The organism is Exiguobacterium sp. s145, from assembly GCF_018618835.1.
Taxonomy (GTDB): Bacteria; Bacillota; Bacilli; order Exiguobacteriales; family Exiguobacteriaceae; genus Exiguobacterium_A; species Exiguobacterium_A artemiae.
This window is the reverse complement of sequence record NZ_JACSMV010000002.1, coordinates 1-14,514: the sequence shown is the minus strand read 5'-3', so window position 1 is coordinate 14,514 and position 14,514 is coordinate 1. Positions and strand designations below refer to the sequence as shown.

The 14,514-nt window shown below is 48.1% G+C and carries 13 protein-coding genes; 12 read left to right on the top strand and 1 reads right to left on the bottom strand.

Annotation, left to right across the window (positions count from 1 at the left end; all coding sequences use genetic code 11):
• Window positions 1-285: 285 nt before the first annotated feature.
• From KNQ07_RS02905 to KNQ07_RS02850, 12 genes are all read left to right on the top strand, one after another.
• A complete protein-coding gene (locus KNQ07_RS02905) occupies window positions 286-687 on the top strand; it encodes a CoA-binding protein (RefSeq protein ID WP_012370464.1) in 402 nt (133 codons plus the stop codon).
• A gap of 167 nt (window positions 688-854) precedes the next feature.
• Window positions 855-2,816, top strand: coding sequence for a DNA topoisomerase IV subunit B (gene parE, locus KNQ07_RS02900; protein ID WP_214764741.1), 1,962 nt, complete (start codon window positions 855-857; stop codon window positions 2,814-2,816).
• A gap of 1 nt (window position 2,817) precedes the next feature.
• Window positions 2,818-5,223, top strand: coding sequence for a DNA topoisomerase IV subunit A (parC, locus tag KNQ07_RS02895; protein WP_214764740.1), 2,406 nt, complete (start codon window positions 2,818-2,820; stop codon window positions 5,221-5,223).
• A 330-nt stretch (window positions 5,224-5,553) separates the two neighbouring features.
• Window positions 5,554-6,024, top strand: coding sequence for an NUDIX domain-containing protein (locus KNQ07_RS02890; protein WP_233494529.1), 471 nt, complete (start codon window positions 5,554-5,556; stop codon window positions 6,022-6,024).
• A gap of 239 nt (window positions 6,025-6,263) precedes the next feature.
• Window positions 6,264-6,911, top strand: coding sequence for a hypothetical protein (locus KNQ07_RS02885; RefSeq protein WP_012370468.1), 648 nt, complete (start codon window positions 6,264-6,266; stop codon window positions 6,909-6,911).
• Entirely contained in the window at window positions 6,908-7,702 is a 795-nt protein-coding gene (locus tag KNQ07_RS02880) for a DUF3307 domain-containing protein (protein ID WP_012370469.1), read from the top strand. The genes KNQ07_RS02885 and KNQ07_RS02880 overlap by 4 nt, the downstream gene beginning before the upstream one ends.
• 75 nt (window positions 7,703-7,777) lie before the next feature.
• Window positions 7,778-8,329 (top strand): histidine phosphatase family protein, encoded by a 552-nt coding sequence (locus KNQ07_RS02875; RefSeq protein WP_214764739.1) that lies wholly within the window; start codon window positions 7,778-7,780, stop codon window positions 8,327-8,329.
• Window positions 8,330-8,331: 2 nt separating this feature from the next.
• The gene (locus KNQ07_RS02870; protein WP_214764738.1) at window positions 8,332-9,204 is read left to right on the top strand and encodes a ComEC/Rec2 family competence protein; all 873 of its coding nucleotides are present in this window, start codon (window positions 8,332-8,334) and stop codon (window positions 9,202-9,204) included.
• A gap of 15 nt (window positions 9,205-9,219) precedes the next feature.
• On the top strand, window positions 9,220-9,435 hold the full coding sequence (locus KNQ07_RS02865; RefSeq protein WP_012370472.1) for a DUF3006 domain-containing protein: 216 nt from the start codon (window positions 9,220-9,222) through the stop codon (window positions 9,433-9,435).
• A 159-nt stretch (window positions 9,436-9,594) separates the two neighbouring features.
• Window positions 9,595-10,503, top strand: coding sequence for an AAA family ATPase (locus KNQ07_RS02860; RefSeq protein ID WP_012370473.1), 909 nt, complete (start codon window positions 9,595-9,597; stop codon window positions 10,501-10,503).
• Between the two features lies 1 nt (window position 10,504).
• Complete coding sequence (locus tag KNQ07_RS02855) at window positions 10,505-11,551, top strand: DUF58 domain-containing protein (RefSeq protein ID WP_012370474.1); 1,047 nt, start codon at window positions 10,505-10,507, stop codon at window positions 11,549-11,551.
• Window positions 11,548-12,525, top strand: coding sequence for a hypothetical protein (locus KNQ07_RS02850; protein WP_214764737.1), 978 nt, complete (start codon window positions 11,548-11,550; stop codon window positions 12,523-12,525). The genes KNQ07_RS02855 and KNQ07_RS02850 overlap by 4 nt, the downstream gene beginning before the upstream one ends.
• A gap of 267 nt (window positions 12,526-12,792) precedes the next feature.
• Here KNQ07_RS02850 and KNQ07_RS02845 read toward each other — a convergent pair whose 3' ends face one another.
• Window positions 12,793-13,578, bottom strand: coding sequence for a polymorphic toxin type 44 domain-containing protein (locus tag KNQ07_RS02845; protein ID WP_052294386.1), 786 nt, complete (start codon window positions 13,576-13,578; stop codon window positions 12,793-12,795).
• Between the last annotated feature and the right edge of the window lie 936 nt (window positions 13,579-14,514).

The window sequence follows — 14,514 nt, the reverse complement described above, 5'->3', positions numbered from 1 at the left end:
CCATTCGACTCGTTGCAAATCAGCATCTCATCGTTATAACTGCAATAAAAGACAATAATAGTATTATGTAAACTATTAAAACGATTATTTTCCGCAGAAAACCATTTCGCTCTCAGTTGCATCGAAATTCGTTCCTACGGGTAGTTGGTCGTCTCGTTTTCGTACAGAGCGTTTTTAGTTTTTACGTATTTGAATCGTTCCTTTCTCCAGTTGGAAGGCTTAATCCAAATCGAATCGGGTATATAGTCTAAGACTATCCTGTATTTAACACGAGGGGGACATAACATGATTTCAGATCAACAAGCACGTAAATTGTTAAAAGATGCAAAACGCATTGCGGTCGTTGGTGTTTCGAGCGACTCCGGCAAAACGGCCAACTGGATTGCGGACTACCTGGTCCAACACGGTTACGAAGTCATTCCGGTCAATCCGACGTTAAATGAATGGAACGGGCAGAAAGTCTATCCGAGTGTCGCCAGCATCCCGGGACACATCGATATCGTCGATGTCTTCCGCCGTTCGGAATTTCTGGCGGACGTCGCCAAAGATGCCGTCGCACACGGTGACGTCGGCATGATTTGGAACCAGCTTGGATTATCGAGTGTCGAAGCGGAAAGTTTAGCACTCGGGGCCGGCATTCCATACATCGAAAATCGTTGCATTAAAATTGAACACCAGTACTTGTAATCGTGACCCGGCAAGACATCTACTCCTTGACAGTAGGTGTCTTTTTTTCTTGTTTTCTAGATTATCCTTGTCAGATAGCAAGAAGATGCCTACAATTAGATACAGACTACTGGAAAAACGAACGAACGTTTGGAATATTCGGCGTTTTTCTATTTGAGGTGAAAAACATGGCGACAGATTTAAACAATTATAATGATGATGCCATACAGGTGCTCGAAGGACTCGAAGCAGTCCGGAAGCGCCCGGGTATGTATATCGGCTCGACCGATCATCGCGGACTCCACCATTTGGTGTATGAGATCGTTGATAATGCGATTGATGAGGCACTGGCCGGATTCGGGGAACAGATTGATGTCATCATCCATAAAGATAACGCAATTACCGTCCGCGACCATGGACGCGGTATGCCGACCGGGATGCACGCTTCCGGAAAACCGACGGCAGAAGTCATCTTCACGGTGCTTCATGCCGGCGGTAAATTTGGTCAAGGCGGTTATAAAACATCGGGCGGACTGCACGGTGTCGGGGCATCTGTTGTCAACGCCCTGTCGACGCAGTTAAAAGTCACGATTTACCGCGACGGGAAACAGTTTGAGCAAACGTTCGAAGACGGGGGAATTCCGAAAACGACCTTGCTCGAAACGGGAACGACCCGCCAAAAAGGAACAAGCGTCTACTTTAAACCGGACGGAAAAATCTTCAGCACGCTGACATACAATTACGATACGTTAGCGGAACGCCTGCGTGAATCAGCCTTCCTGTTGAAAGGATTGAAAATCACACTGACCGACGAACGGTCGGACAAAGCGGACACGTTCCAATACGAAGACGGAGTCAGCGAATTCGTCGGCTATTTGAACGACGACAAAGATACGTTACATCCGACAGTCGCCTTTGAAGGTACGGAAAATGACATCGAAGTCGATATCGCGTTCCAGTTCACGGATGCCTATTCGGAAAACGTCCTGTCGTTCGTCAACAACGTCCGGACACGGGACGGCGGAACACATGAAGTCGGTGCCAAAACAGCGATGACTCGGGTGATGAACGAGTATGCCCGTAAAAACACGCTGCTCAAGGAAAAAGATAAAAACCTCGACGGCAACGATATCCGCGAAGGATTAACGATGATCGTGTCGATCCGAATTCCGGAAGAATTCCTACAATTTGAAGGGCAGACGAAATCAAAACTCGGTTCACCGGAAGCCCGGACGAGCTGTGACGCCGTCATTACACGCCGCTTGTCGACGTATCTCGAGGAAAACCCGCAAACAGCGACCCTTCTGATCAAAAAAGCGATCCGCGCCGCTCAGGCCCGGGAAGCAGCGCGTAAAGCCCGCGAAGAAGCCCGGAACGGCAAGAAAAAGAAACGTTCGAGCATCCTGAACGGGAAGCTGACACCTGCCGCGTCAAAAAACGCCGAGAAAAACGAATTATTCCTCGTCGAGGGGGATTCTGCCGGTGGTTCAGCGAAACAAGGACGCAACCGGACGTTCCAAGCGATTTTACCGTTACGCGGGAAAGTCCTGAACACGGAAAAAGCGAAGCTCGCGGATATCATGAAAAATGAAGAGATCAATATGATCATCCACGCAATCGGGAGCGGCGTCGGAGCAGACTTTGACCTGTCCGATTGCAACTTCGACAAAGTCATCATCATGACGGATGCCGATACGGACGGGGCGCATATCCAAGTCTTGTTATTGACGTTCTTCTTCCGTTACATGCGTCCGTTGATTGATGCCGGAAAAGTTTTCGTCGCTCTGCCGCCGCTCTACCGCGTCTCGAAAGGGAAGGGAAAATCCGAGAAGTTCGAGTACGTCTGGGACGAAGAAACCCTTGCCAAAACAACGAAAAAGTTCGGAAAAGGGTATATGATCCAGCGCTACAAAGGACTGGGTGAGATGAATGCACCACAACTTTGGGAAACGACGATGGATCCCGATACACGGACGTTGATTCGTGTCACGATCGATGATGCAGCTGTCGCTGAAAAACGTGTATCTGTCCTGATGGGCGATAACGTCGGACACCGCCGAAGCTGGATTGAAGACAATGTAGCGTTTGGGCTGACGGAAGACCTCTCGATCATTGAAAATGAACATGTGACGAAAGAGAGTGTGAACTGATATGTCTAACCTACAAAACATCCTCAACCTGTCCCTCGAGCAAGTCGTCGGGGACCGGTTCGGACGTTATTCGAAATACATCATCCAAGACCGGGCCTTACCGGACGCGCGTGACGGATTAAAACCGGTTCAACGCCGTATCTTGTATGCAATGCATACGGAAGGCAACCTGTTTGACCGCGCTTACCGGAAGTCTGCCAAGACAGTCGGTGTCGTCATCGGTAACTACCACCCGCACGGCGATTCGTCGGTCTATGAAGCGATGGTCCGGTTGAGTCAGGAGTGGAAACTCCGGTATCCGTTAATTGACATGCAGGGGAATAACGGCTCGATCGACGGCGACAGTGCGGCTGCGATGCGATATACGGAAGCCCGTTTATCGAAAGTATCGAGCCTGATTCTCGAAGGCATCAATAAACAGACCGTTGATTACACGTTGAACTTTGATGATACGACGGAAGAACCGCTCGTCTTGCCGTCCCTCTTGCCGAACCTGCTGATGAACGGTTCGACGGGGATTTCGGCCGGTTATGCGACGGAAATTCCGCCGCATCATGCCGGTGAAGTGTTGGACGCGGCAATCGGTCGAATTTCAGGAACGGTTCATACTGTCGATGACTTACTGACGCATATGCAAGGTCCCGATTTCCCGACCGGCGGTGTCGTCCAAGGTCTTGACGGCATCAAAAAAGCGTTTGAAACCGGCCGCGGCAAAGTCATCATCCGGTCGCGGGCAACGATTGAAACATTACGCGGCGGACGCCAGCAAATCATCATCACGGAACTGCCCTACGAAGTCAACAAAGCAAACCTTGTCAAACGGATGGAAGAACTCCGCCTGGACCGCAAAGTCGAAGGGGTCGCGGAAGTCCGCGACGAGACGGACCGCGACGGTCTTCGTGTCGTCATCGAGCTGAAAAAAGAAGCGGATGCAGAAGGGGTGCTTCACTTTTACCTGAAGCAGACCGACCTGCAAATCGCCTATAACTACAATATGGTCGCGATTCACGAGCGGACACCGCGTCAGATGGGCGTTCTCGCGTTACTGGACGCCTATCTCAGCCACGTCATGGATGTTGTCATCCGCCGGACATCGTTTGATCTCGAGCAGGCGAAACGCCGTCAAGAGGTTGTGTCAGCCCTCATGACCGCTATTTCCGTCCTGGATGAGACACTTGCGTTGATCCGGTCGGCCTCCAACAAATCGGAAGCGAAAGACAAGTTGATTGAACGGTTTAGTTTCACCGATCGCCAAGCGGAAGCTGTCGTCATGCTTCAGCTGTACCGGTTGACGAATACTGATATCGTTGAATTGCAGGAAGAAGCGGCGAAACTTGAAAAAGAAATCGCCCGCCTTGAAAAAATCCTGAACGACGAAAAAACACGGAACCGGTTGATCATTAAAGAATTAACCGTTCTGAAAGAGCAAGTCGCGGACAAGCGGCGTTCGACGATCGAAGCGGAAGTCGAAGAGCTGAAACTGAAGACGGAAGTCATGATCGCCGTCGAAGAAACCATGGTCTTTGTCTCGAAAAACGGCTATATCAAGCGCTCTTCGATGCGTTCGTTCGGAGCAACCAACGATTTACCGGAGATGAAGGAGCAGGATCGTCTGTTGTATCAAGGACAAGCGATGACGACCGACCACTTGATCGTCTGGACGGTTCAAGGGAATTATCTCCTGATTCCGGTCCACCAGTTGCCGGACACGAAATGGAAAGACGGCGGACAACACGTCGCCAATCTCGTACCGCTCGAGCCGGGCGACCGGATTTTATCGGTCGATCTCGTCCGGACGTTTGACGAGACATCACACTGTCTGTTCGTCACGCGCCAAGGAATGGTCAAACGCTCGAAGCTGAGCGATTACAATGCGCAGCGGAAGTCTAAACCGCTCCAGGGCGTCCGTTTACGGGCGGATGACGAAGTTCTGTACGCCAAGATTTCAACCGGACAGGAACAACTCTTCTTGACGACCCAGCATGGTTTCGGCCTTTGGTTCACGGAAGAAGATGTCCCGGTCGTCGGTGTTCGGGCAGCGGGTGTAAAAGCAATCAATCTGCGCGATCAGGACGTCGTTGCCGGTGCGATTGGCTTTAAACAGCCACCGAATATCGTCTTGCTGACGCAACGCGGTGCGTTGAAGAAAATGCGCCTTGCGGATCAGTTCCAAGTCTCGAATCGTGCCTTACGCGGTACGCAATTATTGCGCGATTTAAAATCAAAACCGCATCAAGTGGCCGCCTTGATTGACGTCACACAAGCAAAAGAACTGATTTTGATCGGAAAAGAACAGGAAAAGACGATTCAAGTCCCATCCTTGTCCTTCCTCGATCGGTTATCAAACGGTTCGTTTGCCTATGACGAAGAAAAATTCGGTCCGCTTCTTGATTGGTATACCGTTTGATGGTCAGATGCCCCTCATTTTTAAAGAGGGGTGTCTTTTTTTAGGTGAGATGGTGTTTCGTCGCTCCTTCCTGTTCACTTCTAGCTTTCTGACGGCTATTTTGAACGCTTTTTCAGACTTTTCTTCGAATTATCACCAAATCATCTGTTTACAAATTGAAACGACCGGCAATAACCGCTACAATAAAAGAAAATGGTCAGGCAAGATTACCACGAAAGTTGTGGAGCGGGCAGTTCGGAGCTTTAGCTTATAGGATTCGTTTCATCAAGCAGCTACGGACATGTTCCTCGGCTGCTTTTGTGCCATCTGCCAACTGGAGAGGTGATGACGATGAAATTCAGAAGACGCGAAAAAGTAGCTATCTATATCACACGGGAACAACCAGAGGGATGGGAACTGCTTGTTTTTCATCCGCAATCAGCTCCAGACAGTGATTGGCAAATTCCTGCAGGGACGATCGAAGATGCTGAAATCGCCAAAGAAGCAGCGGTTCGCGAAACGCTCGAGGAAAGCGGTTTATCACTGGCGACCGTTCAGTACGTAGGTGAAGAAGAAATGCGTTATCCGGAACGCATGCGGGTGCATTACACGTATTTCTACCATGCGCATATCGAATGTCAGGAAAACCGATGGACGCATTGTGTTGCTGGTGACGGTCAGGATTGCGGTGATTTTTTCCATTTCGCTTGGTTACCGCTTGAACGAATCACGCAACTCGAACGCCGGCATCATATTTTCCTGGACCGCTTGATGAGTCGTTTGGAACGGACACATCATTACGATTGTCGGAAACACGGTTAACACCGTGTTTTTTTGTTTTGTCTCACTATATTGAGTTTACCTTACTTATGAGACATCATTTATTAACTATTGATAATATATGTTATGTTAACTTAAAGAAAAAAATAAAAATTATTTGGTTGGTCTTTGATTTTCTACGCTTCCCTGTTACTCTAAATACAGTAACATATCTATTGTTACCTCTTAACCGGTAACAATTGCTAAGTAACCGTACATTCGGTAACAAGGAGGATTTTTTTATGCAAGCTGTTGCGGTTTCCTTTGATATTCAAAACTCCCGGAGCTATTCGAGTAAAGAACAGTTGTTAACCGATCTGCATCAATTGGCGGATCAGTTGAACGATGCATTTCCGGCGGCGCTCGTACCGTTTCAAATTAAGTCCGGTGACAGTCTGCTTGGTGTGTTTAACGAGTATGCCGTCAGTTATCCGCTCATGCTGATGCTGCTGAATCAGCCGTTAGACGGTTATATCGGGATCGGATTCGGCCAATATGAGACGCTGTCGACGACGCATGCCGACGAAGCCAACGGCAGTGCCGTTATTTTCGCTTTTGAAGCCCAGGACGCCGCCAAACAGACGGCCAACCGGATTGCTTTTGCCGGGCCGCCCTATTTGCCGACCGCCCTGCTGAACGGTTATATCGAGATGTTATACCCGGCGTATTTCGGTAAAACAGACCGCCAAATCGAATTACACCGGCTGATGGATCAACATCCGGAGGCCACTTACGAAGAAATCGGCTTACAAATGGGATTTCATGAAAAAGATGCGCGCATGAATGTTGCGAAACTTGTTGCCCGCTCCCAACGTAAACAACGTAAACGCCTGGAAAAGGCATTCGTCGACGCTTTAAACCAATTGCAGGTCTGGGAGGCGATCGGATGACTTTACTCTTAAGTCTGCTCCTCGTCCATCTGTTGGCGGATTTTCCGTTCCAAAGTCAACGGATGGCAAAATTGAAACAGCGGCAACTCCGGGTATTACTTGGACATATGACGGTACATAGCATCGGGACAGCTGTTGTCCTCGGCATCTTTTATACGTGGGGTGATTTGAGTGGCGCGACTGCCTGGATCATCGGAGGTGTCATCATCGGGACACATGTCTTGCTGGACGGCTCGCCGTTCAAACGTCTTTTACATCCGGCGCTCGCATTTTGGATTGATCAACTGCTCCATCTTGCGATTCTGACAGGGATTGTCATCTATTTGACACCCGTTGATTGGCCGACAACGTTTCCGCTGCTGGACCAGGTCTTATGGGTCAGCGTCTGGGGTTTGATTGCGACGGAATTGATCGGCCGCGGGATTGCCCCGCTGCTTGCACCCTTCGCTCCCCGTCTGATTGAGTCACATTTTGAACGGAAAGTGACGCGGAAAGAACAACTGGACGGTCTGAAACGGTCCGTTACGCATGAAGTCGAAGATTCCGCCCGGAGTTACACGACGGAAATCAACGGTGTTGGCCGCTACATCGGACTCGTCGAACGCGCCATCATCGTTTGCCTCGTAGCAGTAAACGCAACAGGAGCCATCGGATTCATCATCGCTTTAAAAGCGTTGGCCCGATTTAAACAGTTTGATGACCGCCGATTTGCGGAATACTATATCATCGGCAGTTTACTGAGCATTCTTGCTGCCTTACTGTGCGGAATGGCGATCCGCCTTGCCTTTTAACGACAGCAAGACGATAGATTGAGATACAGAAAGAGAGGTGGACGGTCTCTTAAGGTAAGGAACCGTCGTAAAATCATGAAACAGATTGGATTAGTCAGACACCACCGGGTGACGGAAGGTTACCCGACCAAAGGCTGGATCAGTGCAGCCGACATCGAAGCCTGGATTGAGCGTTATGATGTCTCGACCATTGATGTCCAACCGGTTGAACTCGGAAATATCGACTGGACGATCTGTTACGCCAGCAGTATGCCGCGAGCCGTTCAAACGGCGGAAAGCGTCTATGGGAAAGACATCATCGTGACGGATCTGTTACGGGAAGTCCCATTCCCGACGATCCGTTCACGGATTCGTCTCCCCTTCCTTGCCTGGGCACTGATTGGACGGCTTGTCGCGCCATTCAGTAAACGAATTCAGGCGGAAATCAAAGATGCCAACGAGCGGATTGCGGTACTCCTGAATCAATTGACGTTTGAACAACAAGAACATGAACGGGTTTTGCTCGTCGGACACGGCGGGATGATAATTCTGATGCGGACCGCCTTGAAAAAACGCGGATATGTCGGTCCCCGCTTCGGTCATCCACGCAACGGTATGTTGTATTTGTTTGAGAAACGGGAGGGCTAGGTATGAAATGGGGTTCCGTTCTACTGCTTGCGCTCTGTCTGATTGTCATCTTTTATATGACACGCGACGACGAGCCGTTACCTGGTGATCGTCCGGGATCGTCTACTGTCATTCACGTCTACGGCTTTGATGTCGGTCAGGGCGACAGTACCTTGATTCAGACGAAAAACGAAACGATTTTGATCGACGGCGGGAATAACGGCAAAGGAGACGATGTCGTCCGCTACCTGAAGAACCTGGGTATCACCCGTCTGACAGCGGTCATCGCAACACATCCGGATGCAGACCATATCGGCGGGCTCGATACGATTCTCGATGCCCTGCCTGTCGATCAAGTTTACGCACCACGCGTCAATCACACGACAGAAACCTACCGGGACTTCCTGCTCGCCGTCAAACGGCAAGGGATCACCATTAAAACAGCTAAAGCCGGTGTTTCGATTCCAAGTGACGAAGTGAAACTGAACTTACTCGCCCCGCTCCGCGACGGCACCCGTGATTTAAACAGCTGGAGTACGGTCCTGCAACTCGTTCATGGCGATACTACCTTTCTCTTCATGGGAGACGCTCCGATTCGGACGGAACAGGACTTACTCGAATCCGGAGTGGATTTAAAAGCTGATGTGTTAAAAGTCGGGCATCACGGTGCGGATACCTCGTCCTCGATTCCTTTTTTACAGGCAGTCCACCCTTCCCGCGCCTTGATTTCAGCGGGCGAAGGTAATGCATACGGTCATCCGCGGCCGACCGTCATGAATGCGCTCGCGGCGGAAAGCATCCATGTCGACCGGACGGACCGGATGGGCACCGTTCAATACACGTCGGACGGGCAGACGATTCAGGTCAAAAGCCGGACCGACTTAAGTCCCGAGTAAAGGAGAGGATACACGATGAAAATGACCGTCACGGAATTTGACGGGGACCAGGCGATTTGTGAGACGGAAAATCGTGAAACAGTGCAAGTCCCCCGCTCGCGTCTGCCTCATGCTGCGACGATCGGCGACTGGCTCGAATGGCGCGGTCGTTCGATCCGGATTCTCCGGGAGGAAACGCAGAACCGTCGGCAGGAAATTGATGATTTGATGAATGAACTGTTTGAAGACTAAAACTCCGTTCCTTGGCCTGTCAGTGGTCAAGGATTTTTTTATTCACCTTTGTTTTTCCAATAATAAACAGCAAATCTAAAAAATCGACTTAAATCACTAGCAGTTTTTTCTGAATTTTCGTAAACTTTAGGAATACGAAACAAAAAGGGGGATTTATCCATGTTCCAACAATTACGAACGAACTTAAAGCAAGCGGTCCTCGGACAAGAACATGTCATAGATCATCTTCTGATCGGACTGTTGTCGGAAGGTCACGTTCTGCTTGAGGATCGGCCGGGTACCGGAAAAACGACACTCGCCAAATCACTGGCCAACACACTCGATGCCAAATTTTCCCGTATCCAATGTACCGCGGATACGTTACCGACCGATCTGCTTGGAATGGAATTGTTTAATCCATTAACCGGTTCATTCGAACAACGGTTTGGTCCGCTGTTCGCAAATATCGTCCTTGTCGACGAAATCAACCGGACGACGCCGCGGACACAGTCCGCCCTGCTCGAAGCGATGGGGGAAGCTCAGGTGACGATCGGAGATACCTCTTATACGTTACCGCAACATTTTCTAGTCATCGCGACCCAAAATCCGTTTGACGGTCAGGGGACGTTTCCCCTCCCTCATGCGCAACTCGACCGCTTTTTGTTCAAACTGTCGTTTGCTCCGCTCGATCGACAGGTCGAAAAAGCCTTGTTACAGGGGGCTCACTTACAACCGAGTCCATTCCAGGTACCGCTTGAGCAGTTGAATACCTGGAAACAGGAAGTCCAGGCGGTCACGATTGAAGATGCCGTCGAAGATTACCTGCTTGACGTCTGTGATGCCTTACGGGCGCACCGGGACGTTGAGATCGGTCCAAGTCCTCGCGCTACCTTGGCGCTTCTACAAGCGGCAAGAGCGCGAGCCTGGATGCACGACCGGACATACGTGACACCGGAAGACATTAAGCAGTTGGCAAATCCGTTGCTTGCCCACCGGCTCGTCCTGACACTTGAAGCGACATTAAAGATGACGAATGGTCGCTTGGTCCAGCAGATTTTGGAGTCATTGACTGTTCCGACCGAGGTGTAATATGCAATTGATTACACCGAAGTCCTTTCATCCGATGATTTTATTTTGGATTGCCGTTGCGGCCGGTATTTGTACACTGTACGGTTCGATCCTAATTGCGACATTGCTCGTCGCTTACACGTTGTACGGGTATCTCTTGCCGAAGTACCTGGAATACCTCGGAGAACGTCTGAGCGTCCGGCTCGTCGAAACCGTCCGAGCGTTCCGTGACGATCCACTCGCCATTCCATTCGAAATTCATAATCCGACACGGTTTGCTCTTGGGAAGGTGACCGTGTCCGGTCTTCTCGGGGAACAGGTCCGGATTGAGGACGCCAGCAGTCAGTTTTGGCGGCAACATGTCTATGTGCCGCGTCAGGCTCATGTGCCGTTTCAAATCGATGTCACGGCAGCCAAACGGGGAACGATTCGGATCCAGTCGTTTGATATCATGATTTCTGATCCGTTTCATCTGATGACACTGTACTTGACGTTACCGATTCAACAGCTTGGTCATGTCTTCCCTGATTTCGCACCGGCCTCCGTCGAATGGAATGAACGCCAAATTCCTGGCGAGACGATTGACCGGTCGAGTCCGTTTACGGACCGCTCGAGCTTTCATTCGGTCGTCCCTTACGCGGGCGATGCGAAGACGATTTACTGGTCTGCTTATGCCAAGACGGGGGAACTGTATTCCTATCAGTATGACCGGATGCGTAATCATGACTATGCCGTCATCATTGACGGACTGTCGGCCGACGGTTTGGCTTTACGCGGCGACTTTGAAAAATTGCTCTCCCGGGCGGCAACGATTATCCGCGAACTGGAAAAACAAGGCGCCTCATACAGCCTCTGGATTTCAATGGTCAACCGGGACGGACAGTGGTATCACGTACCTTCCGGGAAAGGAAAAGAACAATTCTTGCGGACGATGGAATGTCTCGCCCGGATTTCAGAATATGATTTACCGCTCGAACGCCGTTACTTCACAAAACGGCTTCAACGGACCGTCCCGTCGACGACAGCCGAAATTCATCTCGGGCACCGCCATAAGGGGGTGAGCGCATGATCATCTGGTGGATTCTCGTCATCAGCTTGTTGCAAGCCCCGCTCATCATTCTGATTTTCCCGTTGCTCGCCGTTATTCCGGCGCGCCCAATCCGAATCGGCGTTCAACTGGCGGCAGCTGTTGCTTTTCTTTTGATTTCTCCGCTGATCAGTATCCTGCTGTTACTTGCGATTGCACTCAGCGCATGGCTCGAGACCGTCGATTACCCGTATAAATTTGCCGTCAGTGCGACGGTTCTGACCGGACTGTGTTTACTGTTACCTGGATTCCACCCTCCGCTCGGTGCGTATCTTCTGCTTGGTCTCGTCTGGGGCATTCCCTTCCTCAGGCAGCACTTGATTGAATGGCGCCGGATTGTCGCAGGTATCTCGTTGTTTCTGGGTGCCAGTCTGGTCCTCGTCACCTTAATCCGGCTGCTGAAAGAAGCGCTGTTCGGTTCTGTCGCGAACCTGACCCGTCCGGCACTTGAGGCGTTCGGTTCCCTCTTCACCTGGACATTACCGCTCGCAGAACAGATCGATCAAAAAACGAAAGCCGACAGTACATCCGGGTTATCAGACATCGCCCCGCAAGAAAGTCTAAAAGCGGCCGGCATGAGTTCCGATACGCTGTTTTATTTGAACATGACAGGAATTATCCTGGCGCTTCTCGCCGTCGGTCTCACGTTCTACCTGATTCGTAAACGCCGGGTCGTGGCAACGGAGGCTGAACCGGTCGCCCGGATGACCGTGCCGAAGCAGGCAGCGCCTGTCAAAAAACACAGCCAGCATCCGCTTCTGAAAATCGCCTCGCAACTCGAACAGGCTTTCCCGCGACGCCATGACGAGACGACCGTCGAATGGCTGACACGGATTGAATTTCCGGAAGCTGTTGCCCATGCACGGCTTCTCGACGGCATTGAATTCAGCCGCAGCGAGCCGGCGTACGATCTTCAACTGTTCCGGAAATATGTCCGCGAACAAATCGAACGCTGAATCCAAAAAGAAGGTGCTCCGATATCGGAACACCTTCTCAGACTGAAGACAAAGTAGTGGTTCTTCTCGATAAAGAGAAAAACCACTACTTTGTCTTCAGTCTGAACAGACCTTCAAGAGGTCTGTTCCAGGTATAAAAAGATTTAAACAAATGTAAGCAGTTATGTTCATCTAGCTACTCATGTCGTAAGAGTATGATATGAAATATCCTGACTGATTTTGTTTATAAGACAACGTATTAATAGTCACTTAATACATTGTCAACTTTTAATTAACAATATCATATTCGTTTAAAATATTTTCATATGCAGGGTCATTTAAAATTTCTTCAGAATTTTTATTTGCTTCATTGATTATTTGTGTTCTTTCTTTAAAACTTAATTGATTCAAGAACTGAGATTCTGTCATTCCGTTTGGAAAACTCATATTGTTTTGATTTATTCCTTCTTGAATTGCTTCTGTTTTAAGATTTGTTTTAGATAAAGATTGATATGTAACACTAGAATTAGATGACTTAGTCGGCAAGTTTTTATTATCTGCATAGTTGATTCCTATTTTTATACTTTTTTGGTCGTTTGGATCATCGAAATAAGACTTATACCAATTTACATTTGAAGTTTTACATTTAATTTGCACTGCACCTGCTGCTACTAAAAGTACTTTCGGCTGAAATCCACCAAACCGTCCAACATATCCAAAATGCATATTCCCTAAATCTTCACCTTTCATCACTCTTCCACCGAATACATATCTGTCATTTACTCCATACGCATGCTTGTAATCCCAAGGACCTCTACTATTAACCTTTCCAGTGAAATAGTATCCCGTGCCTATAGGATATGTTTTATCGGATATTGTATATTGATAAAGTGATGCGGCATTCTTTAACATTTTTGAGGAAAACGATGCCGTCACATCCCCACCAGGATTAATTGCACTGTATGTACCTACAGGATCATCATTTACATCAGAGTCTTCGGCCTTTACCAAGTGTTGAGAAGATGATGTAATTAAAAAATACATAGATAAACTAATCATTATTTTTCTTTTCAAAATAAAACTCCCCTTCCATCCTCAAATATTATAGGATTAAATTGACTTGAGATAGATTTAAATTAATTTTTTAGGGATATCTTTTTTTTGAATATCTCTTTAGAAAGGAGCGTTTATGAAAAAAATACGCTGGTTATTATATACTATTACATTTTTGTTATTTTTATTTATTTATAATTCTTTTTTTAATTATGATTTTTTTAAATTTATTTCATCTATTTTTTCAACAGCACCTATACATCTTGGTCTCGCTTTCAGCTTTATTACTTGTTTGTGTTCAATATTATTATTAATAAAAGTAAGTTCATTCAATGATAAAAAAGCAACTATTGGGATGTTAGTTACCCTTATAATTAACTTAGCATTCTTATTCGTAACAGGAATAGTGGATTTGATCGGCTCTTTATTCTCTTAAATTATTATGAAGACTAGGTACAAAACATAGGCTGAAATGGATAATGTTCATTCAGCACGTAATTAAAAAAATCGATATGTATCTGTAAGTAAGATACTAAACAAGACCATTTGTCGTTTAACGCTTCATTCCTTTCCTTTCCTCGCAAGGATTAGAAGAACTTAGAAATATCTCGCACCAATCAGTGACTCGTATCTCTACCGTTCCGGCAGGTGCATAGCAGTGTAATGCCTTACATCAGTCAGAAAGCTTTTCAATCGTCTCTTTTTAAGAGAGATAAAAGCTTACAGAAAGTAAACTACTCAAAGATAGCAAAAGATATTAAAGCTATATAGGTACACATAGTTATTCCCCAATTTCTTCAATAACATCTAGCATCTTCCGTGAATCCACATGAGCTGAAAACAAACCTTCTATGGCCCGCAGTGGATTTGGGCTAACCTAAAATTTTGAGACAATATAAAACACCTTCGGAGTGGTACACTTTTAAAAAGTACTAATATCGGAGGTGTTTTTGCATG